This is a genomic window from Cohaesibacter sp. ES.047 (assembly GCF_900215505.1).
Classification (GTDB): Bacteria; Pseudomonadota; Alphaproteobacteria; order Rhizobiales; family Cohaesibacteraceae; genus Cohaesibacter.
Map to the genome: position 1 here is coordinate 3,086,268 of NZ_LT907844.1, position 24,930 is coordinate 3,111,197.

Sequence of the window (24,930 nt, forward strand, 5' to 3'; positions counted from 1 at the left end):
GATCAGACGGGCTTCAGAACGAAATGAGCGCTGAGGTTCGTGTCTCTGGAGCTCGCCATGACAGGGCGAAGGAATACCGTTTCGAAGTCCCCGCTGTCATAGGCCAGATGTCCATGAGGCTGGCCAAAAGCGGGAACGATCTGCGGCATTTCGAGACGAAAGTTTCCGTTTTTATCGGTTAGCGTTGCACCGTGGCTCTCTGGATCGCTCTCATAGCCCTCGGTCGTGTGGGCCCAGATTTGGATGCGTTGACCGGCGAGCGGTGTTCCGTCTCCCGCTCTGCGAACGGTTCCCGTCATCATGAAGCCCCCCGCGCCAATGCGCTCGACGATCGGAGCGCCGGGTATGTAGTTGTTGGCTCCGCTCCGCATCGATGGGGTGGGGTCCAAACTTCGGGCTTCTGCCGGAACCGTGCGGAAAAGTGGACCTGATACGCCCGCAGCAAGGGCGGTGCTGCCTGCGACAAGCAAGGATCGGCGAGTGAACAGAACTGGTGGCATGCAAGACTCTCCTATCTTTCGCTCGATAGCCAGCAGGGCCGGTTGAGCTGGTGGTCAATCGAGCAAATCCTATCATGTTTGCTCCCCTTCCTACGGCTGGAATGGAACAAAAGACCAGAAATGACAGTCAAAGCTTCGTGAACACGGTTCGCAGACTGTGTTCTCGGTGTCTGGTTTGACAAGGGGCAAAGGCCCCGAGGATGCAGTGGAGAGCAAAGAGGGACGAGATGGATGGTTCCGGGCTATTCAGCCGCTGCATATTGGCCGGATGCGGCAGGAGCGTCGCCGTTCGGTCTCTGCGAGAGTCGGTCCGCGGCCTCAATCTGGGCAACGCTGAGGGGATTGGCCCCGAAGCGGTTGAACCCGTCCTGCCCCTTTCGGGCCAACATTGCGACCATTGGAACAAGGCCAAGCAACGGCACCAGATAGACAAGGCTCCACCATCCACTGCGCCCGCGATCATGCAGGCGGCGGATCATTACCGCAAGCATGGCCGGAGACAGAAGGATCAGGTGCAGCCAGACAAATGGCTCCCTGCCGCCGAAAAGCGTTTGCAGGGTCAGAAAAATACCGGTGGGCTCCGTCATACGATAATAGCTCACATCGGCTCCGAGAGCGGCGAAATAGAGCAGGGCATAGACAACAAAGAAAAACCAGAAGTCCTTGCGTGGGCTGCGGCCGGAAAAGCTAAAGGAGCGCTTCAGGATCGAATAGAGTTTTCCATAGAGTGCGAACATGCACCGTCTCCTGTCAGGCAGCCAAGCCCGAACCCCTCCACAAGGCCGTGAAGGGCGATCCAGCTACGATCGTCCGTGCGCAGTCTAGGAAAGGGATTATGGTTAATCAATCGTGAACACATGCTTTTGGGGCAACATGGTTAACATACACAGGCGTGACCCAAACGCATCGACCGTTCCAAGGGCATCAGGGGGAGAAAATGCCATGAGGAGGGCCACGCCATGACAGAGTGATCCTCTCTGCCTCGAATGTTGCATTGACTTGCAACCATCCGGATCGTTGGATGAGGTGTTACACCTACACGGATAAGGGAGTCGCCCGCCATAAAATAAGGCGCTGCACTCCATGGAGGAGCATCCGGCCTTTGACCAGCGTTTACATCACCCACCCAGCCTTCCTCAAACACAAGACACCGGAAGGGCATCCGGAGCGCCCGGATCGCATGCGGGCAGTTAATATGGCACTCGAACACGAGAAGTTCCATTTTCTGCCCCGCGAGGAGGCCCGCATGGGCAGTCGCGAGGATATCATGCGATGCCACCCGACCGAATTGGTCGACCAGCTCGAAACTCTGACCCCCGAAGAAGGGCTGGTGGCCATCGATGGGGATACGACGCTGTCCCCGGACACGTTCGACGCCGCACTCTATGCAATCGGCGCTTCGACGCAAGCGGTCGACGAGGTTATGCAAGGGCTGGTGAACAATGCCTTCTGCGGTATCCGTCCGCCGGGCCACCATGCTGAGATCAATAAGGCCATGGGCTTTTGTTTCTTCAACAATGCAGCGGTTGCCGCTCGCTATGCCCAGTCCAAATATGGTGCGGAAAAGATCGCCATCATCGATTGGGATCTGCATCATGGCAATGGCACACAGGATATCTTCTGGGATGATCCGAGCGTCATGTATTGTTCAACCCACCAGATGCCACTCTATCCCGGCACGGGGGCTTTGAACGAAGCGGGCAAGGATGACATGGGCAACATCGTCAATGCTCCCTTGGGCATCGGCGACGGTTCCGACAAGATACGCGAGGCGTTCGAAGCGCGCCTGCTACCCGAACTCTATGATTTCAATCCCGATCTGGTGATCATTTCCGCAGGCTTTGATGCACATATTCGCGATCCTTTGGGGGATCTGACTTGTACCGAGGCCGATTTCTCCTGGATGACCGGCAAGCTCATGGATGTTGCCGACAAATGCTGTGACAATCGGATCGTCTCCCTGCTCGAGGGCGGTTATGATCTCACGGCCCTTGCCCGGTCGGTGGCGGTTCATGTTGACCGGTTGATGCATGGCTAGAAGGGGAGGGCTTTTAAGCACTATTGGCCGTGTGGCTGAGAGCGTGCGTGCTCGCGCACAAGACGGATGAGGATGAACATAGCGATAGAAGCAGAGGCATTTGCAAAGCACCCTTTCCATGCAATAAAAGAAAAGGCCAAATCTCTGAAACGACGCGATTCTGAGATACGATTTTCATGGATGCCCTTGCTGACTTGCCCTCACTCGGGGGCGCTCATCAATCCACATCCAAAATAAGCAAAAGGACCTGCGCCCCAATGACTGATCTGTCCGACCTCACCTTCGAAGCGGCTCTTGCGGAACTTGAACAGATCGTTCAACGCCTTGAACGCGGCGACGTGGAGCTGGAAAAGTCGATCGAAGCCTATGAGCGGGGACAGGCGCTCAAAAGCCACTGCGACGCTCTTCTCAAAAAGGCCGAGGAAAAGGTGGAGAAAATCCGTCTGTCGGCTGAGGGGCAAGCCATGGGCACCGAACCGCTCGACGTGGATTGATCATCGGTCTTTTCCGAACTTGACACCATACCCCTGATGCCATGGTCTAGGAGCATGAAGCGTCTGCTTCGTGCAATTCAACTTGTCTGAGTTTGCATTTCCCTTTACGTTAAGTGGAGAGTGAGCGCAAAGCGAAGAGGAAATCATGTCTGCCTGTGATCATGTCAAAGTGTCCATCAACGACGGCGTTCGCGTGATCCGAATGGATCGGCCCGAGAAGAAAAATGCCCTCACGATCCCCATGTATGATGCCATCGCTGAGGCTCTGACCAAGGCGAATGAAGATCCGGACACGCGCGCCTCGGTCCTGCTCGGCGTGCCGGGCGCTTTCAGCGCGGGCAACGACATTGGTGAATTCGCGAACATGGCGAGAGAAGGGGGCCTCGGCGAGTCGATCATTGCATTTCTGGATACGCTCGCTGAGGCCGAAAAGCCAATTGTTGCTGGCGTGGACGGGCTCGCCATCGGTGTGGGCGTCACAATGCTGTTCCACTGCGATTATGTTGTGGCCTCGGACCGCGCGCTCTTCAAGACGCCCTTCACCGATCTTGCATTGGTGCCTGAAGCCGCAAGCTCTCTCCTTGCCCCGCGTATCATGGGGCATCCCAAAGCCTTTGAGCTATTGTGCATTGGCGAGGCGTTCGACGCTCAAAGCTTTGAAAAAGCGGGTGTGATCAATAAGGTTACGCATTCTGACGAGCTGGAGCCGGTCACCATGCAAGCGGCCAGCAGGATCGCGGCCAAACCGATTGGCGCCATGCGCATGGCGCGTGACCTGATGCGAAAGGCATCAGTGGAAGACGTCAAACAGCGCATCAGAGACGAGGCACAAAGCTTTGCCCAACAGCTCCAGTCGGCCGAGGCGCAAGCGGCTTTCGCCGCGTTTTTCAATCGCAAATAGCAGAGCGTCGGGCTAGTCTTCGCGAGACCCGGTTTTCATATCGGATTTCGTTTCAGTCTCTGCCGGTCCGGTCTTTTCATTCTTGACCACCGGCAGGAAGAGCACGACAAGTATGCCCGCGCCACAGCTCACCACGCTGAGGACAAACCAGACAAATCCGGATCGTCCCTTGGCCTTCGCCGTGATGGCACCGATGACACCTGCCAGGAACAACACCTGAACCACGATCATCTCATAGCTGCCGATCTGGAAGAGAGCGGGAAGATTTTGCATTGCGGGCTCCTTGGCTGGCGGTGTGGGTGAATGGTCTTCACTTGGGACTTTGATCTGGGCTGATGTAGGCAACTTCACCGCACATGGCAACCATCAATAGGCCAAGAGCGAGTTTTATTTGACCCACCCTTCGGACAGCGTCTTTTGCCAGCCGACCCAGTTGGCAACGGCATCAGCCACAGCCTGATAGCCAGCCCCGGTCGGATGGAGGCCATCGCCCTCGGCCAGAGCGCTGAGATAGTCGGCATTGTCGACCAGAGCCGTATAAAGATCGAAATAGGGGATCTGAAGGTCATCGCAGATGTCGCGATAGAGGAGGCTCCCGGTCTCGATATCCTCGTTGCGGAACTCGAACATCATCTGATTGGCCGGATGCAGGCGAACGCGTGCTTCATCAACAGGCGCAGGCCCAACCACCATCACGGGGGCGAGATCTGTCAGGTTGTCGATGAGCATACGAAAATTGCGATCAAGGGCACGGTAGGGCGTCCGCATTTTGCCGCGATAATCGCCATCGATGAAACGTGAAAGATCATTGGCACCGGTGCCCAGCACGATCAACGGACCCATCGTCCCCTGGAGCCGGGGCTCGCACTCTGCTCGTGCCCGCTTGCGGATCTGGCCAAGTGTCTGACCGCGAATGCCCAGATTGTACAAAACGAAGGCGTTTAGCGTGTCACGATGCGATCGCCACAGTCGCCCCGGCCAGCCAAGACCGGCCTCGTCACCCATGCCTTCGACGGTGGATGCTCCGATAAAGCAAATTTGCCGCATAGTCTTTTTCTATCGCCTCAATGGATCCTGACTGTTCGGTGTCACCTCAAGAGTGACCGACAACCGGATGCGGTACGTAAGGGGCCTCGAGCTTGGCGACTTCTTCATCTGTCAGTTCGATGTCGAGCGCAGCCACTGCGTCATCAAGATGATGCAACTTTGTGGCCCCGATGATCGGTGCCGAGATTACGGATTTGCGAAGCACCCACGCCAGTGCGATCTGAGCCATTGGAACACCCCGTGCTTCGGCCACATCTGCCACGGCGTCGACCACAAGCCGGTCCGCCTTTTCCATATCGGCAAACAGGCTGCGGCGGAGTGGATCGGTCTCGGTTCTTGGCGTGCTCTCAGCATCCCAGCGCCGGGTCAAACGACCGCGTGCCATCGGGCTCCAGGGAATGACACCGATTCCCTCAGCCTCACAAAGCGGCAGCATCTCGCGTTCTTCCTCGCGATAAATGAGATTGACGAAATTCTGCATTGAGACAAATCGGCTCCAGCCATTGGCTTTGGACGTCGCCAGCATGGTGGCAAACTGCCAGGCAAACATGGATGAGGCGCCGATGTAGCGCGCCTTGCCCGCCTTGACGACATCATTGAGCGCTTCCAGCGTCTCTTCGATTGGCGTTTCATAATCAAAGCGGTGAATCTGATAGAGGTCGACATAATCGGTTTGCAGACGCCTTAAGGAGTTGTCGATCTCCTGCATGATGGCCTTGCGGGAAAGCCCTGCGCCGTTGGGTCCTTCATGCATCCGATTGAACACCTTGGTGGCAATCACCACTTCTTCGCGCCGGGCAAAATCCTTGAGGGCCCGACCAACGATGTCTTCTGACGAGCCATCCGAGTACATATTGGCCGTATCGAAGAAATTGATTCCCATCTCCAGTGCCTTGCGGATGTAGGGCCGGCTGTCTTCCTCGTTGAGCGACCAGGGATGTGAGCCAGCGCCCGGTGTTCCGTAGGACATGCAGCCCAGACACAGGCGGGAGATATCGAGGCCAGTGTGGCCGAGCTTTGCATATTGCATGATAAGTGTCTTTCGTGGAAGTTGCGTCTTGGCGGGACCGGGATCAACTGAGGCCGGTCCACTTGCATTGGCCGAGATGAGAATGCCATTTTAGCGGAAATTGGCAAAATAAAAAGCCGAACCTTACAACGATGCGGCGAAGGAAAAGAGATGATGAACGGCACTGATACCAAGGGCTCCCCTAGCGATGCTTCGTGTCCTTGCGGCAGCGGCAAGCCACTTACCCACTGCTGCGGACCCTATCTCGACGGCAAAGAGCTGCCCGCACGCGCTGAAAGCCTCATGCGGTCTCGCTACACAGCTTTTGTGCATGAGAATATCGACTATCTGTATCAGACACTCTGGCCGAAATACCAACCCGGGTTCGATCACTTCGCCACGGCGCGATGGGCCGCTGAAAATCACTGGGTTGGACTGGACATTCTTGATGTGAGGGAAGGGGAGGCGACAGACCGTCGCGGCATGGTCTTGTTCGAGGCCCGATATCTGGCCGGTGGAAGCCTTCATACTCATCGCGAATTGAGTCTTTTTCGCAAATCCAAAGGCCGCTGGTACTATTGCGAAGCTCTGCCCGAAAGCTGAGGCGGTGGGGCAGTCTTGGTGTCATTGCTGACTTTTGGCGCTTCTAAATGGCCGAATGGGGGACAATAACCCTCGTAAAAACCCATAGACCGCCCCATGTCGGCAAAAATCGACATATTTCTGGGGATTGCGTCAGAGGCCACTGCCCAAGTCGTAGTTGTCATGAAAAAGTTGTTGAGGTTCGATAACGTTCCTGCACGTCAGAGCCTCCCCGGCAAACGGCTCTGCAAGTGTCTCCCGAAAGGGTCCATCTGTCTGCGAAAAAGCAGCGGAGGATCCTGCGCCATCGATAAGTGGCGCAAGGAAGTATTCAATCGTTTGGAGGTTTCAAATAGTATGAAAAAATATCTCACCGGTGTTGCTGCCATGGCGCTGACTGCTGGCTTTGCTGGCTCGGCGCATGCGGATTATTCTCTCAACATTCTGCATATCAACGATCTGCATTCCCGCATTGAATCCATCAACAAATATGATTCCACCTGTGACGACGAGAGCGAAGCAGAAGGCAAGTGCTTTGGTGGCGTCGCCCGCGTCAAGACCATGATCAATCAGCGCCGAGGCGAACTCTCCGATGCCGGCAAGAATTTTCTCGTCATCGATGCCGGCGACCAGTTCCAGGGTTCACTCTTCTATTCCACCTACAAGGGCGACGCCGCCGTTGAATTCATGAACGGCATCGGCTTTGACGTCATGGCCGTCGGCAACCACGAATTCGATGATGGACCGGAAACACTGTCCGCTTTTGTCGACAAGGCCGAATTCCCCATCATCTCCGGCAACATTGATGTCTCCAGTGAGCCAGCCCTTAAAGGCAAGATCAAGGGCTACATCATCAAGGAAGTTGGCGGTGAGAAAATCGGTCTCGTCTCCACACTGGCTGAAGACACCGTTGAAACCTCGTCCCCCGGAGACAAAGTCATTTTCTCCTCCTCCGAGGACTATCTGAAGCAGGCGGTCATGGAACTGACCGAGCAGGGCGTGAACAAGATCATCGCGGTCACCCACGAAGGTCTGCCCAAGGATATGGATCTGGCATCCAAAGTGTCTGGCATCGACATCATCGTCGGTGGTCACTCCCACACGCTTCTGTCCAACACCGACGACAAGGCAGCAGGCCCCTATCCGGTGATGGTCAAGAACCCTGATGGCAAAGATGTGCCAATCGTTCAGGCCTACGCCTATTCCAAATATGTCGGCGATGTTGTCGTCACATGGGACGATGACGGCGAAGTCATCTCCGCCAAGGGCGATCCGATCATTCTTGATAAGTCTGTCACCCCTGACGAAGGCTTCTTGGCTCGCGTCAACGAACTGGGCGCTCCGATCGAAGAGCTGAAGGTCAAGGTCATCGGCTCTGTTGCTGATGAGATCGACGGCAGCCGCGACAATTGCCGCGTCAAACTCTGTGAAATGGGTGTCCTCGTCTCTGACGCCATGCTTGATCGCGTGAAGGATCAGGGCATTTCCATCGCCATTCAGAACGGGGGCGGTCTGCGTGCCTCCATCGATGCTGGCGAAGTCACTATGGGTGAAGTTTTGACGGTCCTGCCGTTCCAAAACACAATCGCCACCTTCCAGCTCAAGGGCGCCGATGTGATCGCTGCTCTGGAAAATGGCCTCTCGCAGGTCGAAGAGGTCGCAGGTCGCTTCCCGCAAGTTGCCGGTCTCAAATACACTTGGACCAAATCCAAGCCTGCTGGTGAGCGCGTGATCTCGGCTGAAGTCATGCAGGATGGCAAGTGGGTTCCGCTGGATCCCGAAGCCACCTACGGCGTTGCATCCAACAACTACATGCGCTCTGGCGGTGACGGCTACAAGGTCTTCGCAACCAACGGCATGAACGCCTATGACTACGGTCCGAACCTCGAGAATGTCGTTGCCGATTACATCTCGGCCCATCCGGACTACACGCCCGAACTCGACGATCGCATTACCGAAGAATAATTCGGCTTATGCGATTGGATCATGATCTCCCGGCGGCAGCTTTGTCGCCGGGTTTTTATTGCCGAGGCTTTGTAATGATCGTCACCGAGACCGATCAAAGAGGGTAACGCGCACTCACCTATCGCTTGGGTTTTACCCAGAGTGAAGCGCCAACCGGGGTCAGGGCAATGTCGCTGCTGAAACACACACGAAAAGTGGAAACTTTTGATATTTGGTGAGAAATCGTCAGCCATTGTTGCATTTGCGTGACGTTCGGAGTATGCACATCTCGAACAGCGTCGGAGTGTAGCTCAGCCTGGTAGAGCACTGCCTTCGGGAGGCAGGGGCCGGAGGTTCGAATCCTCTCACTCCGACCAACCTTTTCAAAAGGTTAGGTCTTTCCCGTCTCGGTGAAAAGACAAACGCTTCCCCCAAAAAATCTTGTGTCGAATGCCTAACGACCAGTAATCGCTTGAGACATGTCTTGAGTGGTTCGCAGTCCCAACCGGTCTTTGCTTTCCTATTAAAAATCCGCAACCTCGCCATCATGCTTGCGCTGGGTCTCATCGTGGAAAGCCATCATTGAGATGGCACGAAGCCGGGCGATGGTCTAGACTTGCACACCATCGGATCACATGGCGCTTTGCATTCGTCAGTCCTCGTTTCTGAAGCACCCAGCGGGATGAACAGGAGAGGCGAAGAAGTGCTTTCCAACAAGGTGAAGACAAGATGACAAGGGAAGTGGATCAAGTCGATGGTCTGGCAGATGCCATACTGCAGCGGTTCAATGGTGAGAGATTTATCGTTTGTTTGGCTGGGGCCCCGGGATCGGGCAAGTCGACATTCGCTGAGAAGCTGGTCGAAAAACTGAATGTCGGGCATGCCGAACAGGCAACGCTTCTGCCAATGGACGGCTATCACTATGACGATATCGTGCTTGACGATATGGGCAGGAAAGCGCGAAAGGGTGCCAGCGACACGTTCGATGTGGGCGGGCTTGATTCGATCCTCCATCGCCTTCGCGGGGGACGCGAAGACAGGATCGCCGCTCCCATCTTTGACCGGTCCATAGAAATCGCCCGTGCAGGTGCCCGTCTGATCCCTCTATCCACCAGATTGATCGTTGTTGAGGGCAACTACTTGCTGCTGGATGACGAGCCGTGGATCCGTTTACGGCAGCATTTCGATGTTTCAGTCTTTATTGATGTGCCCGAAGACATCCTGCGGGAGCGGCTCATGCGGCGCTGGCTGGAGCTGAACTTCTCCCAAGAAGCTGCCCGGAAAAAGGTCGAGGAAAATGACCTTTTAAACGCCCGTATGGTGATCTCGAACAGCAGCAATCCAGACATTCGCATTGATGGAACGAGACCCTAGCGAAGGGCGAAAGCCTCTCGACACGCAATGCGTCTCTTCTTTTGGCTTGTGTCTTGGTTCAGGTTCGATGTTGTCCACTTACCTTTGTTATGACAGGGGTGACTGACCTTCGGCGCGTGTAGGAACCGCGAAGCTGGCGCTGGCGCGCGTGGTCGCAAAGGCCTTGACGCTGAGGCAAGGCGGCAATGTCGCACCCCCTGTTATCCTTTTGGGACGTCGCTTCGCTCCATTCGTGCTCAAGCTTCTGGGACAAAAGACGATGCCGAGATTGTGCAGATGAACGTGGAACAATGTTTGGTGGTCGTGTATTACTTCAACTGAAGCTGCTGTTGGCATCATGCATATGGATGCCAAACCCCAACGACCTCATCTCTTCGGATATGGCCCGCACATCTGCGGACATGGCGAGGAGATTTTCTCAATTGATGATCCGCGGCACAGTCCCGGGCGGAAGCGAGGAAATAAACGCATGAAGCCGCACATCCTGACGAAGCGCAGAGCCACTCTCCTCATTGCAGGGCCGATCGTTGCCAGCCTGCTTGCTTGCCAGTACGCGTGGGCCCAGACCGGGAAACGTCCCGTCAAACTCATGAAACTCGAGCCTCAGAAAGAGAGGGTGGAGCGCCGCTTTTTCGGCCAGATACGTGCGCGAGAAACCGTTGATCTGGCGTTTCAGGTGGGCGGGCAGATCGTCGAGTTCCCCGTCAAGGAAGGCTCCCAATTGGAAAAGGGGGAATTGGTTGCCCGTCTGGATACCGAAACCTTCGAGCGTGCTCTGCGGCAGGCCAAACTCAATCTGAAAAAGACGGAACGAGAATTGAAGCGCTACAAAAAGCTTCAGGGCAGCAGCATCTCGCGGACGCAGGTTGAAGATGCCCGCACGGCCTTTGAACTGGCAGAAATCGAGGTCGAGCAAGCTGAACGCCAACTGGAAGATGCGACACTGCACGCGCCCTTCAATGCACTTGTGGCCCGTCGCGCAGTGCCCAATTTCACGACCGTTTCAGCGGGCACTGCCATTGTACGCCTGCAGGATATTTCGGAATGGCGGGTGGATATCGACATTCCCGAAATACTTGCCCAACGCTCAAATCGGGGCAACGTCGCGTTTCAGGCGCAGTTTCCTGAAGACAAACAAAGCTTCCCTCTTCAAATCCGCGAGTTTGAAACCGATGCCACCTCGATCACACAGACCTACAAGCTCACTTTGGCGTTGATCGACGCTCCCCAAAATCACACCATCCTGCCCGGCTCCTCCGTTTCGGTAAGGGTTGTGTCCGCCTCAGACAAGCCGGATCGGATCGTCCTGCCCAAGACCGCGCTCATCTATGACAGCGAAGGTGCCCCCGGTGTGATGCTCTATCACCCATCGAACGGGGATGAGGATAGCGGCACGGTCAGCCGCGAGCCGGTCGAGATTGAGACGGATGACAATGCTGCAATCGTGCTGAAAAAGGGGCCGCCAGAAGGGTCCGAAATCGTGTCCGCTGGTGCCTCACTGCTGGAGGAAGGCCAATCTGTTCGTCGCTTCACCGGGTTCGGAGAGTAAGTCATGTCGATATCCCGTGCCTCTATTGACAATCCCATCCTGACTTGGATGCTCATTCTTGGCTGTTTGCTTGGCGGCCTTTGGGGCTTCATGACCATGGGACGTCTTGAAGATCCCGCCTTTTCTATCAAGACAGCGGTCGTGATCACCCAATATCCCGGTGCATCGGCTAAAGATGTGGCAGAGGAGGTTTCAGAGCCTCTTGAATCCGCGATCCAGCAGATGTCCGAGATCGATTATATTTCATCGTCCAATGCGCCCGGCCTTAGCCGCATCACGGTCAACATCCGCATGGAATTCGGCCCAGATCAACTTCCCCAGATCTGGGACAAATTGCGTCACCGGGTTTCCGATGCTGCAGGAGAGCTGCCCGATGGAGCCAGAGAACCCACGGTGAATGACTCCTTTGGTGACGTTTATGGGATCTTCATGGCTGTGACAGCGCCGGGCTTCGCGGCCTCCGAACTGCACGACCTAGCCCAGTATATGCGACGCAACCTTCTGGCCGTTGACGGCGTTGCGAGCGTTACCCTCGACGGGCTGCCCGAAGAGGTCATCTATGTCGAACCCCGCCAAGCCATTCTCAACAATATCGGGCTTTCACCAGCCGCTATCATTCAGGCGCTGAGCATCGCCAATCCAGTGACTGATACCGGCACGATCCATGGAGAAGACAAAACCACGCGTCTTGCCGCACCCGTGGCTTCTTCAACGGTGGAAGAGATCGGCAACCTGACCATTGGTGCGTCGGGGAAGCTGATTTCCATTCATGACTTTGCCAACGTTACACGTTCCGAAACGGAGACGCCCCATCGTCTGATCCGGTTTGATGGAGAGGAAGCCTTCACTATCGGCATCGCAGGGCGGGAAGATCTCAATATCGTTGATATCGGCCACCGTGTCGACGACCGGATCAATGAGTTGATGCAGAACATTCCCCATGGTGTCCAGCTGCATCCGATTTATCAGCAGCATCTGGTCGTCGAGGAGGCCTCCAACAGCTTCCTGATCAATCTTGCGCTGTCGGTTTCGATTGTCATTATCGTGCTGGGGCTGTTCATGGGATGGCGGGCCGCAATCGTGGTCGGATCCACCCTGTTGCTCACTGTGGTGGGCAGTCTGTTCTTCATGGCGTGGTTCGGCATCGAGATGCAGAGGATCTCTCTTGGTGCCCTCATCATTGCCATGGGCATGCTGGTTGATAACGCCATCGTGGTGGCCGAAGGCATGCAAAGTGAAATGGAGCAGGGCAATGAATCGCGCGATGCGGCACAGTTGGTAGCCGCGAAAACGCAGATTCCGCTACTGGGTGCCACGGTGATCGGGATTATGGCCTTTGCCGGCATAGGGTTGAGCAATGACGCAACGGGAGAATTCCTCTTCTCGCTGTTTGCGGTCATCGCCATTTCGCTTTTGATATCGTGGGTGCTGGCGGTTACGGTGACCCCGCTTTTGGGCCACTATCTCTTTCAACACGGCAAAGATCGTGACAAGGACCCCTATGGCGGCCCTGTCTTCCGCGCCTACGCCAAAATGCTGCGTGGCGCTTTGCGCGGTCGCTGGTTCGTTGTGATCGGCCTGATTTTGCTAACCGTTGCCTGCTATGTCGGTTTCGGACAGGTGAAACAACAATTCTTTCCACCCAGCAATACACCTCTTTTCTTCGTTCACTACAAGTTGCCACAGGGGTCTAGTATCGAGCGCACGTCTGCGGATCTGGAAGTGCTGGAATCATGGCTTGCCAAGCAGGACGAGGTGGTTTCCACCGCAACCTTCATCGGCCGGGGCGCTTCGCGCTTCATGCTGACCTATAAGGCGGAGGAAAGTCTTGCCAGCTACGGCCATTTGATAATCCGGGCCAAAAATCTCGATGCAATTCCTGCATTGCGAGAAAACCTCACCGAATTTGCCGAACGGGCATTGCCCGACGGCCTGTTCAGAACGGAGCGGCTGACCTTTGGCCCCGGCGGAGGCACGCCCATCCAGGGAAGATTCTCCGGGCCCGATCCAACGGTTCTTCGTGCCCTTGCGCATGAAGCAGAGAACCTGATGAGGAAAAGCTCCGACCGGGTCGAGAACATCCGACAAAACTGGTATGAACAGGAGCTCACACTTCGTCCGGATTATGCCGAGGATCAGGCCCTGATCGCAGGTATCACGCGTGCGGATGTATCCGACACCCTCAAAATGGCGACTGACGGTCTGACTGCGGGTATCTATCGTGAGGAAGATCGCCGCATCCCGATCAAGATCCGTACGACTGATCGCAACGACAAACAGGCCATTCATTTGCTTGACCAGCCGATCTATTCTTCTGCTGCATCACGCTATGTGCCCATTTCCGGTGTTGTGAAGAGCCTGAAGCCCCAAACGGAGAATACCCACATCCAGCGACGAGACAGGGTCTATAACCTGACGGTTCTCTCCGGGGTGGCTGAAGATGCCAATGCTTCTGCGGTCTTTGAAGAGGTTCGTCCGGCTATCGAGGCGATGGACCTGCCCTCCGGGTATAATTTCGAATGGGGCGGGGAATATGAAACCCAGACCGAGGCGCAGCAAAGCCTCGGCCTCAAGCTTCCTATCACACTCATTATCATGATTGTCATCTCGATCGTTCTGTTCGGCAAACTGCGCCAACCGTTAATCATCTGGTTGCTCGTGCCGATGGCTGTGAATGGTGTCTCGATCGGTTTGCTGCTGAGCGGGATCCCCTTCTCCTTCACCGCGCTTCTTGGGCTGCTGAGCCTGTCGGGGATGCTGATCAAGAACGGGATCGTTCTGGTCGAGGAGATTGATCTGGTCCGCGCCGAGGGGCTGGCGCTTAACGAGGCGATTGTTCGGGCATCCACCACTCGTGTTCGGCCTGTGACGTTGGCCGCTGCGACCACGATTCTGGGAATGCTCCCCCTGTTGTGGGATGCCTTCTTCGCGTCGATGGCTGTCACGATCATGGGTGGATTGGGGTTTGCCACCGTGCTTACCCTGTTGGCAGCTCCCGTCTTCTATCGCCTCTTCTTCAGCAAAGAGGCCTGAGCCGTAGAGGCTATTGGGGATGGGCCTCCTGGTTTTCAATCGGGCTGGAGGGGAGAAATTCCCTCTGCGCTATAACCTAAAGCGTGTCGCAGTTAATGAGATTCAGGATTCCCATTTTTTGCCAATTGTGATTCCCTTTGAGAAAAGGGGATCATCATGGGCAAATCACTTCCTATTGCATTGCGCGAACGTGTTGCTTCATTTGTTGATGCCGGTCATTCGCATCGGGCGGCCGCCAGCCATTTCCGCGTGTCACCACGGTTTGTCAATAACCTGATGCTTCTCAAGAAAGAGACGGGTTCTGTGCAGCCTCGCAAGCAAGGCCGACCAGACAAAGGCAAATTGGGTGTGCATCATGAATGGATCACAAGGCGCATGTCTGAGAATGGCGATCTGACGCTTGATGAGCTTTGTCTGGAATTGGCTGAACGCGGGGTCCATGTGCATCGCTCTAGCGTTGGGCGCGTGCTTCACAGGCTCGGCCTGAGCCATAAAAAAAAGTCTGGTAGCCACTGAACAGCTACGGGCCGCGATTGCTCATGATCGGTATGTATGGATCAATCAGCGCCGGCCTTTCTTCAACAAAGCATTGTCCCGATTGATCTTTATCGATGAGACATCAACCAACACGAAGCTGACCAAACGGTCTGGATGGTCACCAAAAGGACAGCGCTATCGCGCTCACGCTTCTTTTGGTCATTGGAAATCCCAGACCTTCATCGCTGGTTTGAGATCCCGTGGGATGGTTGCGCCCTGGATCGTCAATGCTCCGATGAACCGACGTATCTTTGAAACTTGGATTGAAACTCAACTACTGCCGACCCTGTCAGCTGGCGACATCGTCATCCTCGATAATGTCGCCTTCCACAAAAGTGAGAAAGCTCAAAAGCTCGTCAGATCAAAGGGAGCATGGCTGCTGTTTCTTCCGCCATATTCACCGGACCTCAATCCCATCGAAATGGCATATTCCAAACTCAAGACACTGCTGCGCAAGCGAGCAGCCAGAAGCTTCGATACAATCTCAGACGCGATCGGTGACATTTGTGACCTCTATTCTGCCAAGGAGTGTCTGAACTACTTCAAAGCTGCCGGGTATGAGGTTAATTAATTGCGATATGCTTTAGTTCGTTTGCTTTGCTTTCACCGCGATGAGATAAACCGGTTGATCTTTCAAGGAATTGGTGTGAAGAGGAGACAAGCGACGCGCTCCCTCACGGGGGCAGCACACCTCTGAAAGACATGGAACACCGCGATGATCATTACTCAGCTTGTCACCCATTCCGGCGGTTTTCACGCGGATGAAGTCCTGTCCTCGGTGGTTCTGACGCATCTGTTTCCGGATGCGCACCTGATCCGCAGTCGCAACAGAGAGCATATCGCGCCGGCACCCGAAAAGATCGTTTTTGATGTCGGAGGTGCCTATGATCAGGCCCGGCAGATCTTTGACCATCATCAGAAACCCGGTCCTCTTCGGCAGGATGGGCAACCCTTCAGTTCCTTCGGTCTTATCTGGAAGCATTTCGGACGGGATTATCTGGCGGCAATCGAGGTGCCGGATGTGGACCTTGAGGCGATCCATGCTGCCCTCGACGCAGATTTTGTGTTGCCGATCGATCTTCTGGACAACGGAACCATCGAGCCGTCCGTGGCTGGCCCCTTGTCGAGCCTGACGCTGCCCTCGCTGCTGGCAAACCTCAAACCCGTCTTTGACGATCCATCGCCAACGGCGGATGATGATGCCTTCATGGCCGCGCTACCCATCGCTCGCAGCTTTCTGGAAGGGTTCATCCGCAACCTTGTCGCCAAGGAGCGGGCGAGGGGGATCGTGCGCGCTGCAATCGCCAAAGCGGGAGAGGGGCCTATTCTCGAACTGCCAAGGGGCATGCCCTATCTCTCGGCCTTAAAGCGATCTGGCGCTGACCATATTCTGTTTGAAATTCATCCGCGCGGAGAAGACTGGACTTTGAATGGTATAAAGCTGTCCAGAGATACATTCGACCAGCGCGCTGATCTGCCTGCCGCATGGGCGGGGCTGTCCGACGAAGCGCTCGAAGCGGCCTCTGGTGTCAGCGGAGCGAAATTTTGCCACAGCGCGCGGTTTATCGCGGTGGCCGGTTCTCGCGAAGCGATACTGCAAATGGCCGATATCGCGATCAAAGAGGTGCGGCGCGAGCGAGAGGAACGCACGCAAAAGGCTTGAGCCTCAAGTCCCCTGTTATCAACGACGCATGATGCCTATCTGGGCCAGGTGCGGCAGGAGAGAGGCAATGCGTTGGCGCGATCCTCCCATAAAACAGGACAAGCCTCACACGTCCAAATCCAGCACGAGAATCCCTTCCGCGCCGCCAACAGCATTTTCAACCAATTGAGCGCTGAGAGCCTTGTGATCCGGATGATCGGCATAGATCTTGAGATCATCCCAACTGTCAAAGTCGATCACAAACCCATGCATATAGCCCCGTTCGATTTGCTCGGGGCTTTCTGACCGGCCACCGGTAAAGCCGTGTGCACCGGAAAGCCGACCCGTCAGCGTTGAAAGCGCAGCGTAAAGGCTTTTGATCTGGTTCTCTGGCACATCCGGTTTGAACTTTGTCAGAACGATATGACGGATCATCTTCCATTCCTCCCATACTGTCATGTGATCACGTTGACATGAATGACGCGCGCGAGAAAGCCCGAGCTGTCTGTTCTCTCCGCTTAATCCGCACCTGACGCGAAAGCAAACGAACCCCTAAAAAAACTACCCGGAAACAGGTGTATTCATGGGTCTTGAGCGCAATAGTCGTCCTGCCTGCGTCATTCGGGCGCAGGGAGGAATAGGTACAACTGACAGATTGGCTCATTTAACTAACTTGACCCTCGAAATCCACCGTGCAAACAAAAATCCAATAAACGCAACTGAGTGTTGGGCCGGTCGCGATGGCGGGCAAAAAACGAAAAAAATACACGCACAGAGAGGATAACAATGGAAACGTTGAACTCAATTGTAACCAGCATCAACGGCATCGTCTGGGGGCCGATGATGCTGGTGCTCATTCTTGGTGTCGGTTTTTTCTTGCAGCTTGGACTGAAGTTCATGCCGATCATGAAACTAGGCACAGGCTTTCGTCTCCTGTTCAAGGGGCGCGAAGAGCAGGGTGAAGGGCAGATCAGCCCGTTCAATGCTTTGATGACCTCCCTGTCCGCCACAATCGGCACCGGTAACATCGCAGGTGTTGCGACGGCTGTTTTTCTGGGTGGCCCGGGGGCGCTGTTCTGGATGTGGATGACCGCGCTGATCGGCATGGCCACCAAATATGCCGAGGCAGTCTGCGCGGTTGAGTATCGCGAACAGGACACACTGGGCAATTATGTCGGTGGCCCGATGTATTATATCAAGAATGGCCTGGGCAATAACTGGCGCTGGCTTGGTTTCGCCTTTGCCTTGTTCGGTGCCTTTGCTGCCTTTGGTATCGGCAATGGGGTGCAAGCCAACGGTGTGGCTCAGGTGCTCGAAGTCAGCTTCGGGCTGAACACGTCCATAACCGGCGTTGTGTTGATGGTACTGACCGCCATGGTCATTCTTGGTGGCATCACCCGAATCGGTGCTGTTGCCGGCAAGCTGGTGCCGTTCATGGCCGTTTCCTACATTGTTGCCGGCCTGCTGGTGCTGTTGCTCAATATCGGCAACATCGGTGCGGCACTTGGTTTGGTCTTTTCTCATGCCTTCACGCCCTCCGCCGCAGAAGGCGGCTTTGCTGGTGCGGCCGTCTGGGCTGCGATTCGGTTTGGTGTGGCGCGTGGGGTCTTCTCCAACGAAGCCGGTCTGGGGTCTGCCCCGATCGCTCACGCTGCAGCCGCGACCAAAGGCCCGGTCAATCAGGGTCTGGTTGCCATGCTCGGCACTTTCATTGACACGATCATCGTTTGCTCGATCACCGGCCTTGCCATTATCACATCGGGAGCCTGGACGAGTGGTGAGTCGGGAGCGGCCCTGACGTCTCTGGCCTTTGAAAACTCCTTGCCGGGTGTCGGCGGATATCTGATTGCCATCGCCTTGTCTATCTTCGCCTTCACCACCATTCTGGGCTGGTCCTTCTATGGTGAAAAATGCGTGGGGTATTTGTTTGGAACCAGGGTTTTGATCGCCTATCGCATTGCATGGATCGTCATGATCTATTTTGGCGCCACCGCCGATCTTGGCTTTATCTGGCTTTTGGCCGACACGCTCAACGCCATGATGGCCATCCCCAACCTGATTGCGTTGGCTTTGCTGAGCCCGATTGTCTTCAAACTGACCAGAGATTATTTCGCATCCAACGGCTCAAAAGGCTAACCATCAGCTGAGTTTTCCTGGGAAACAACTAAAAGGGGCGCTGCGCGCGCTCCTTTTTTATGAATAGGTGCAATAATTGCGGCATTTTCTCAAATCTTCGCAAAATTAACCTTCCTTCTCTTGAGTCTAGGAATGCGCACATCTTGCACTTATTCTTGATGTCTCGTGAAGTTGAAAAGAATTTCGGTGAATAAAACTAAAAATATCTGTCGATATGTCCCGAAATTACGACACATAATCCCTTGTATTTGACGGAACGCAACTCTACCCCATTGCTCGACGAATAGCTTGCCGTCAACTCGGCAATCGACGGGCTCGCTCTTGCGCGCTAAGGCCGAATGCCCAATTGAGCCTCGGAGGGGACAATGAAAGTCAGAGACTATCTCAAAATCGAGGATGCCGCTGATTTGAGCAGAACAGAAGTTGGAAGACTTGGGACTGCCGTCCTGTTTATCGTGGGCGTGATGATCTACACCGGCACCCAGTTTGCCGATGTTGATCGGGCATTTCTGTTGGTTGCTGCTGCTGTTATTGGCGCCTATATGGCTCTGAACATCGGAGCCAACGATGTGGCCAACAATGTCGGACCTGCAGTCGGTTCCTTCGCGATCACATTGACATCAGCGATTCTGATTGCGGTCATCTTTGAGGCGAGCGGGGCCATCATCGCCGGGGGCGATGTAGTGGAAACCGTGAAAAAGGGCATTATCGATCCTGCCAGAGTGGGCAATACGGACGTTTTCGTGTGGGTCATGATGGGTGCGCTAATGGGGGCCGCGATCTGGCTCAATGCCGCGACTTGGCTGGGGGCTCCTGTCTCGACAACCCATTCCATTGTTGGCGGGGTCATGGGGGCAGGGATCGCATCTGCCGGCTGGGACATCGTGAACTGGACCTCGATGGCTCAGATCGCTGCCAGTTGGGTGATCTCTCCTCTGATGGGGGGCGTGATTGCGGCCACAATTCTCTATGCACTCAAAAAGCTGATCTTCTTTCAATCGGACCCTGTGAGCGCGGCGCGAAAGGTCGTTCCCTTCATGAATGCCATCATGGCTTGGGTGTTTACCACCTATCTTGCGCTCAAGGGGATCAAGCATCTGGTCAAGCTTGATACTATGACAGCCTTGTTTGTGGGTGCGGCGGTCGCTGTCCTTTGTTACGTTTCTGTCCGCCCCTTCATCGTCCGTGCGACTCAGAATCTCTCGCCGGATCGGTCCAGCGTCAACCGGCTCTTCACCGTGCCCTTGATCTTTGCGGCAGCTTTGCTGAGCTTTGCCCATGGGGCGAATGATGTGGCCAACGCGGTTGGCCCGCTCGCCGGTGTTGTCGATGTGCTGACCCAAGGGGGCGGCGGCGGCAAGGTGGCGATTCCCATGTGGGTGATGGTCATCGGCGCGATCGGAATTTCGTTTGGTTTGGCGCTGTTCGGCCCCAAACTCATCCGCACCGTTGGCTCGGAAATCACCGAGCTCGACCGCTCGCGCGCCTTTTGTATTGCGCTCGCAGCAGCGGTCACCGTGATTATTGCCAGCCAGTTGGGCCTGCCGATCAGTTCAACCCACGTGGCTCTAGGGGCGGTGTTTGGCGTTGGGTTTTTGCGGGAATTTCTGGAACAGCGCTTGGGCAGAGTGGTCGAAAATGTGCTGGCAAAACACGAAGGAGATCCCAACCTCGATCAGGTGGAAGCCGTTTTGATGGACTTCCGCAATGCGCCACCCGAGGAAAAGCACCGCATGCTGGACGCTTTGAAGGCAATGGGGCCGGAAGCCGTTATTTCGGCAGCGCAACGCAAAAAGCTGCGCAAGGCACTCAAGCGTCAGCTGGTTAAACGGTCATCGCTTTTGAAAATCGCATCTGCCTGGGTGATTACCGTGCCAGTATCCGGTGCACTGGCGGCGCTCTTCTTCTTCGCTCTGCGGGGCATGATGCTGCCTTAAGACCCATCGTAAAACCGATGGGGTCTCGCCGAGAAGTGAGCGTCTATAATCAAATCAATGAGAAAGTTGTGTGCTACTTGGGCTTTGCCCGTTTGCGGGTGGCTTTGGCCGGAGGGGGATTCTTGCTGTCTTCTTCTTCTTTGGCCAGACGCATGGCCTTCAAGCGAGCGGTATTTGCTCTAACTTTGGAGACGCGTTCTTCCTGTTCATTCAATGCAGCCTTCTGGGACTTTTGAACTGCCGCCAGACGTTCTTCCGCTTTTTTCTTAGCAATGCTAATCACATATACACCTCTGTGGGGGGCACTCGGTGGAGATAGCCAAGGCCAGTCGAGTTGACCGGCCTTGGCTGGTATTGAATTACAGAAGTTTCAAGTCAACTGCAGATTCTTTACCGTTACGGCCGCTTTCCAGCTCGTAAGAAACCTTTGCACCTTCAGCGAGATTCGCAATACCTGCGCGCTCAACTGCGGAGATGTGTACAAAAGCGTCCTTGGAACCATCTTCTGGCTCAATGAAGCCAAAGCCTTTGGAAGAGTTGAAAAACTTAACGGTGCCGATAGTCATGGCAAATTCCTTTTTAAGAATGCCCGTAGCCTGAAGCGAACGGGAAAATTGTCCGCAGGTGAAAACACCAGCGGGCTCGTACGGTCACAAATCAGGGGAATATCAAGCATACCGGATAGCCGGGAGATTAGATAGCCAATGATGGCTGTAACACATGCTCATATACATAGTTGCTTTTCGAATAAAAAACAAGCCAAACATTTATTATGCAATTTTTGCAGGAAATTGTGCTACCATACAATTCTTGCACGAGATAAATTGTGCATCTTAAAATACCGATTGGACACACATCATGAAAATTTCTGAATGGATTAAACCGGCCCTTATGGGCGCGGGAGCTGGTGCTATTGCGCTTGCGGTCGTGGGGTTCAATTGGGGTGGTTGGATGACAAGCAGCTCTGCTGAAGAGCTATCTGATAGTGCATCGAGAACGGCGGTCGTTTCGGCACTCACGCCTTATTGCATCGAAAGCTCAAAATCGGATCCGATGGCTTCTAAAGTCTTGGCGGATCTCAAGGCGGCGAACAGCTATCAGCGCAAGTCGATTGTCGAGGAAGCCGGCTGGGCCACACCAACGGGAGCCGAAAAGCCAAATGGTTTTCTCGCGCAGGCCTGTCAGATAGAACTTGTCAAAGCGATGTAAGGTCTGCTGACGATCGCACCGTACGCTCGAACTGTCTCCGAACCCAGGCCAACCAAACGGCATAGCAATTTGTGAATGGCCAATCCTGATATCAAGCGGACTGTCAGCCACGAAAAGGCATCCGGGTTCGACCCTTTCTCTTTGAATTGAGGGTTCATCCGGCAGCCAGCTAAAGCGCATACAAATGGAATCACATGCATTGAAAAATGCATGCTTAAGACTGAGCACGAACCTTTCGCGCGGTGTGATGTCACTATCCTGAAAATTCAGAATTTGATGCTGGTCGCTTGAGCAGACGCTCCGTCAGATCTTGTTGAATTTAAAAATTCGAAAATAAACAAATAAAGAAATTTAAGGGCCGTATCGAACGCACCCTGAGTTTCACGGCACCTAAAATGTGAAATCGGACGTTTCAAACCGTCCCCAACTGTGAGGTTTAATTCCATGTCCAAGAAACAACAACGCAGCAACAAGGAAGCACGCAAGCCCAAAAAAGACAAAACCGCCAAGACTGCGGATACCAGCACATTTGAAAAGCAAATGGCGAGTTCCAAGCCTGCCGGTTTTCCAAAAAAGAAATAGAAAAATCCTATTGCGTAGTCAGCCGGAGCGACGAACATGCGTACTGAGTGAAACCGGATTTGGTGCTCAGGACGCGTGTGACGCATTCATGAAATCCATCTCCGGGAAAAAGCTGAGTGCAGTGGTTATGGTTTGGTCCACGCTGGATGATTCGGTTTTCCGCGTACTCGAGGCTCACGGCATCAGCTATGCAGGCTCGAAAAAGCGACCCTTCTGCATGATTGCGACAGGGGTCTAGCTGTTCGGTCCCGGGATTTGATGGATCGGATTCATTTTGAATCTTTCCGGATCCTCTGTCCACTTTTTGCAGATAAATTCGTATGGGGTCAGGCCCCTTAGCGTCTTCAATCGTCTAGCGAAGTTGTAGGCATCTATGAAAACAGCCAGATGCTTCTGGAGTTGCTCGTGATCGTCGTAATGGAACCGTTTGACGGTGGCATCCTTAATAGTCCGGTTCATCCTCTCGACCTGACCGTTGGTCCATGGGTGCTTCACTTTTGTCAGGCGGTGTTCAATGCCGTTTCCAGTGCAGACCCGGTCAAAGATGTGCTGGAACTCATGGAGATCGCGAGACCGATTGGTGAACTGGATGCCATTGTCGGTCAGAACAGTATGGATGGTATAGGGCACAGTGGCGACCAGATTGCGCAGGAACTGTGCAGCATTCATCTTTCCTGCCTTGGTATAGAGTTCAACGAAGGCATACTTGGAAGTCCGGTCAATAGCCACAAAGAGATAGAGCTTGCCTTCAGCTGTCTGTACCTGGGCAATATCGATATGGAAATAGCCGATCGGATAGCTCTTGAAACGCTTCTTTGGCTGCTTGTCGCCTTCGACACTCGGTAGTCGCGAAACTCCGTGTCGTTGCAGGCATCTGTGCAGTGAAGAGCGCGTCAGATGCGGGATTGTCGGCTGGAGTGCATAAAGGCAGTCGTCGAGAGGCAACAAGGTATGCCTGCGGAAGGCGACAATGGTCGCTTCTTCTTGCCGCGAAAGCACAGTCGAACGTGGCTCCTTCGGTCCGGTTCTTAAGTCCGCTTGTGAGGTGCGCGTCTTCCACTTGACGACCGTTTTCTGATTGATGCCGTATCGCTTGGAAAGCACTCTCAGGCTCTCTTGACTATTTTGTATTGCTCGACGGACTGCCTCTGTCGTCGTGGCGCTGCCGTGTAGAACTTGGCCCATAGTGCTTCCCTCCATTCAAATGAGAAAGGTGCACCATCAAAGCATGGGATCAAACATCAGCCAAACAAAAAGTTGCCGCTGACGGGTTTGCTACCACGGCATTTTTTGTCACGACACCCGATGAACTCAAAAACTGCAACCGGCCTTCCCTTACCTTTGCCCCTGCCATTGTTCATCAAGCGCAGGACTGGCTCGTTGCGGCATCCGCGAGATCGTGTGACCGGCGATACCAACCAAAAGAGAGAGTGTGTGTTCCAATCAAGCTTAGGAAAATCAGAGCTCAGCCTGTATGGTGATGGCCTAATCCCCTGCGATCAGCGGAGTGTAAGGAAACTCGATGGTGCGATTGACGATCCAACACGACACGACTTACCGCTATAAAAAGCCGGTAGGGCTTAGCAGACACAGATTGATGGTGCGGCCACGCGAAACACGCGATCTCAGTTTGATTTCATTCGATATTGACGTGACCCCTCAAGCGAATATCGGTTGGGCACATGATGTTGCCGGCAACTCGATCGCCTCGGTCGATGTTTCCGCACCGAGTGACTGCTTGCTCATCAAGAGCAGGGCTGTCGTTGACCTGTCCGCGCCGGTCTGGCCCGTGTTCGATATCGCTGCATCGGCGATCAATTTTCCCTTTCTCTATTCCAGCGACGAATTGACCGATCTTGGCGCTCTGTCCTTGCCGCAATATGCGGACCCGCAAGGCCAATTGGCGGCTTGGACCGAAGGCTTTGTCATGACGCGACCGACCGACACGCTGTCGTTGCTGAAAGACATTGCCAACGGCGTCTTCGAGCAAATCACTTACCAAGCCCGGGATGCCGAGGGAACGCAAAGCCCGATCGAAACCTTGAACTGCCGATCTGGCTCGTGCCGCGATTTCGCCGTCCTGTTTGCCGAGGCCGTCAGGTCTCTGGGCTTGGGCGCGCGGCTCGTTTCGGGATATCTGTTTGATCCCGAACAGAGCCTGACCGGTTCTGATCGCGAGGGATCGTCCCATGCTTGGGTTGAGGTTTATGTGCCTGGAGCGGGCTGGATTTCTTTTGATCCCACAAACCGCGCCGTCGGCTCCGGTCATCTCATCGCGGTCGCTGTTGGGCGCTGTATTAGCCAAATTGCGCCGATATCAGGCAGTTTTCAGGGATCAAATGACGACTTCATCGATATGGCGGTGAAAGTCTCTGTTATCAGCGCGGCATGAGAATTGAGGCATGAGGCTGGAGGC

24 protein-coding genes, 1 tRNA gene and 1 pseudogene are annotated in these 24,930 nt (G+C 54.7%); 16 read left to right on the forward strand and 10 right to left on the reverse strand.

What is annotated here, in order from left to right:
• Nucleotides 1-2: 2 nt before the first annotated feature.
• Together CPH65_RS14120 and CPH65_RS14125 are read right to left on the reverse strand one after the other, a co-directional pair.
• Nucleotides 3-500, reverse strand: coding sequence for a twin-arginine translocation pathway signal (locus tag CPH65_RS14120; RefSeq protein WP_096174176.1), 498 nt, complete (start codon nt 498-500; stop codon nt 3-5).
• 242 nt (nt 501-742) lie between these two features.
• Nucleotides 743-1,237 (reverse strand): DUF805 domain-containing protein, encoded by a 495-nt coding sequence (locus tag CPH65_RS14125; RefSeq protein WP_096174178.1) that lies wholly within the window; start codon nt 1,235-1,237, stop codon nt 743-745.
• A 365-nt stretch (nt 1,238-1,602) separates the two neighbouring features.
• Here CPH65_RS14125 and CPH65_RS14130 point away from each other — a divergent pair, with 365 nt between their 5' ends.
• From CPH65_RS14130 to CPH65_RS14140, 3 genes are all read left to right on the forward strand, one after another.
• On the forward strand, nt 1,603-2,538 hold the full coding sequence (locus CPH65_RS14130; RefSeq protein ID WP_096174181.1) for a histone deacetylase family protein: 936 nt from the start codon (nt 1,603-1,605) through the stop codon (nt 2,536-2,538).
• 257 nt (nt 2,539-2,795) lie between these two features.
• Nucleotides 2,796-3,032, forward strand: a complete 237-nt coding sequence (locus CPH65_RS14135) for an exodeoxyribonuclease VII small subunit (RefSeq protein ID WP_096174183.1) — start codon at nt 2,796-2,798, stop codon at nt 3,030-3,032.
• Nucleotides 3,033-3,177: 145 nt separating this feature from the next.
• Nucleotides 3,178-3,933 carry a crotonase/enoyl-CoA hydratase family protein gene (locus tag CPH65_RS14140; protein WP_096174185.1) on the forward strand — a complete coding sequence of 252 codons (756 nt, stop codon included), beginning with the start codon at nt 3,178-3,180 and terminating at the stop codon, nt 3,931-3,933.
• A 12-nt stretch (nt 3,934-3,945) separates the two neighbouring features.
• Here the strand turns inward: CPH65_RS14140 and CPH65_RS14145 are convergent, their stop codons facing one another.
• The 3 genes from CPH65_RS14145 to CPH65_RS14155 all read right to left on the reverse strand — a co-directional run bounded on the left by CPH65_RS14145 (nt 3,946) and on the right by CPH65_RS14155 (nt 6,010).
• On the reverse strand, nt 3,946-4,206 hold the full coding sequence (locus CPH65_RS14145; protein ID WP_096174187.1) for a hypothetical protein: 261 nt from the start codon (nt 4,204-4,206) through the stop codon (nt 3,946-3,948).
• Nucleotides 4,207-4,320: 114 nt separating this feature from the next.
• Nucleotides 4,321-4,980, reverse strand: a complete 660-nt coding sequence (locus CPH65_RS14150; protein ID WP_096174189.1) for a GDSL-type esterase/lipase family protein — start codon at nt 4,978-4,980, stop codon at nt 4,321-4,323.
• A gap of 46 nt (nt 4,981-5,026) precedes the next feature.
• Nucleotides 5,027-6,010 (reverse strand): aldo/keto reductase, encoded by a 984-nt coding sequence (locus CPH65_RS14155; protein WP_096174192.1) that lies wholly within the window; start codon nt 6,008-6,010, stop codon nt 5,027-5,029.
• Nucleotides 6,011-6,163: 153 nt separating this feature from the next.
• On the opposite strand from CPH65_RS14155, the gene CPH65_RS14160 reads away from it, so the two are divergent.
• The 8 genes and pseudogenes from CPH65_RS14160 (at nt 6,164) to CPH65_RS14195 (ending at nt 16,671) form a co-directional block, all read left to right on the forward strand.
• Complete coding sequence (locus tag CPH65_RS14160; protein ID WP_096176418.1) at nt 6,164-6,592, forward strand: YchJ family protein; 429 nt, start codon at nt 6,164-6,166, stop codon at nt 6,590-6,592.
• Between the two features lie 336 nt (nt 6,593-6,928).
• Nucleotides 6,929-8,536 (forward strand): bifunctional UDP-sugar hydrolase/5'-nucleotidase, encoded by a 1,608-nt coding sequence (locus CPH65_RS14165; RefSeq protein ID WP_096174195.1) that lies wholly within the window; start codon nt 6,929-6,931, stop codon nt 8,534-8,536.
• Nucleotides 8,537-8,815: 279 nt separating this feature from the next.
• Nucleotides 8,816-8,892 (forward strand) — tRNA-Pro (locus tag CPH65_RS14170).
• Between the two features lie 352 nt (nt 8,893-9,244).
• A complete protein-coding gene (locus CPH65_RS14175) occupies nt 9,245-9,889 on the forward strand; it encodes a nucleoside triphosphate hydrolase (RefSeq protein WP_096174197.1) in 645 nt (214 codons plus the stop codon).
• A gap of 469 nt (nt 9,890-10,358) precedes the next feature.
• The gene (locus CPH65_RS14180; RefSeq protein ID WP_096174199.1) at nt 10,359-11,438 is read left to right on the forward strand and encodes an efflux RND transporter periplasmic adaptor subunit; all 1,080 of its coding nucleotides are present in this window, start codon (nt 10,359-10,361) and stop codon (nt 11,436-11,438) included.
• A gap of 3 nt (nt 11,439-11,441) precedes the next feature.
• Nucleotides 11,442-14,471: an efflux RND transporter permease subunit gene (locus CPH65_RS14185; protein ID WP_096174201.1), complete on the forward strand. Its 3,030-nt coding sequence runs from the start codon at nt 11,442-11,444 to the stop codon at nt 14,469-14,471.
• A 156-nt stretch (nt 14,472-14,627) separates the two neighbouring features.
• Nucleotides 14,628-15,579: pseudogene (locus CPH65_RS25065) on the forward strand (IS630 family transposase).
• 144 nt (nt 15,580-15,723) lie between these two features.
• Nucleotides 15,724-16,671: an MYG1 family protein gene (locus CPH65_RS14195; RefSeq protein WP_096174204.1), complete on the forward strand. Its 948-nt coding sequence runs from the start codon at nt 15,724-15,726 to the stop codon at nt 16,669-16,671.
• 105 nt (nt 16,672-16,776) lie between these two features.
• Here CPH65_RS14195 and CPH65_RS14200 read toward each other — a convergent pair whose 3' ends face one another.
• A complete protein-coding gene (locus CPH65_RS14200) occupies nt 16,777-17,085 on the reverse strand; it encodes a Dabb family protein (RefSeq protein ID WP_096174206.1) in 309 nt (102 codons plus the stop codon).
• 351 nt (nt 17,086-17,436) lie between these two features.
• Between CPH65_RS14200 and CPH65_RS14205 the strand changes: the two genes are divergently transcribed.
• Nucleotides 17,437-18,786 carry a sodium:alanine symporter family protein gene (locus tag CPH65_RS14205; RefSeq protein ID WP_096174209.1) on the forward strand — a complete coding sequence of 450 codons (1,350 nt, stop codon included), beginning with the start codon at nt 17,437-17,439 and terminating at the stop codon, nt 18,784-18,786.
• Between the two features lie 365 nt (nt 18,787-19,151).
• Entirely contained in the window at nt 19,152-20,723 is a 1,572-nt protein-coding gene (locus CPH65_RS14210; protein ID WP_096174211.1) for an inorganic phosphate transporter, read from the forward strand.
• A 73-nt stretch (nt 20,724-20,796) separates the two neighbouring features.
• On the opposite strand, the gene CPH65_RS14215 is transcribed toward CPH65_RS14210, so the two are convergent.
• The gene (locus CPH65_RS14215; RefSeq protein ID WP_096174213.1) at nt 20,797-21,006 is read right to left on the reverse strand and encodes a hypothetical protein; all 210 of its coding nucleotides are present in this window, start codon (nt 21,004-21,006) and stop codon (nt 20,797-20,799) included.
• 76 nt (nt 21,007-21,082) lie between these two features.
• Nucleotides 21,083-21,289: a cold-shock protein gene (locus tag CPH65_RS14220; protein WP_096174216.1), complete on the reverse strand. Its 207-nt coding sequence runs from the start codon at nt 21,287-21,289 to the stop codon at nt 21,083-21,085.
• Between the two features lie 292 nt (nt 21,290-21,581).
• Here CPH65_RS14220 and CPH65_RS14225 point away from each other — a divergent pair, with 292 nt between their 5' ends.
• Nucleotides 21,582-21,932 carry a hypothetical protein gene (locus CPH65_RS14225; RefSeq protein WP_096174218.1) on the forward strand — a complete coding sequence of 117 codons (351 nt, stop codon included), beginning with the start codon at nt 21,582-21,584 and terminating at the stop codon, nt 21,930-21,932.
• A gap of 266 nt (nt 21,933-22,198) precedes the next feature.
• Here CPH65_RS14225 and CPH65_RS23945 read toward each other — a convergent pair whose 3' ends face one another.
• Nucleotides 22,199-22,600: a hypothetical protein gene (locus CPH65_RS23945; protein WP_157747700.1), complete on the reverse strand. Its 402-nt coding sequence runs from the start codon at nt 22,598-22,600 to the stop codon at nt 22,199-22,201.
• A gap of 2 nt (nt 22,601-22,602) precedes the next feature.
• On the opposite strand from CPH65_RS23945, the gene CPH65_RS23950 reads away from it, so the two are divergent.
• Nucleotides 22,603-22,752: a hypothetical protein gene (locus CPH65_RS23950; protein ID WP_157747701.1), complete on the forward strand. Its 150-nt coding sequence runs from the start codon at nt 22,603-22,605 to the stop codon at nt 22,750-22,752.
• On the opposite strand, the gene CPH65_RS14230 is transcribed toward CPH65_RS23950, so the two are convergent.
• A complete protein-coding gene (locus CPH65_RS14230; protein ID WP_096174221.1) occupies nt 22,749-23,699 on the reverse strand; it encodes an IS481 family transposase in 951 nt (316 codons plus the stop codon). The two genes, CPH65_RS23950 and CPH65_RS14230, sit on opposite strands and share 4 nt — an antisense overlap.
• Nucleotides 23,700-24,036: 337 nt before the next feature.
• Here CPH65_RS14230 and CPH65_RS14235 point away from each other — a divergent pair, with 337 nt between their 5' ends.
• Complete coding sequence (locus CPH65_RS14235) at nt 24,037-24,906, forward strand: transglutaminase family protein (protein WP_096174223.1); 870 nt, start codon at nt 24,037-24,039, stop codon at nt 24,904-24,906.
• Nucleotides 24,907-24,930 lie beyond the last annotated feature (24 nt).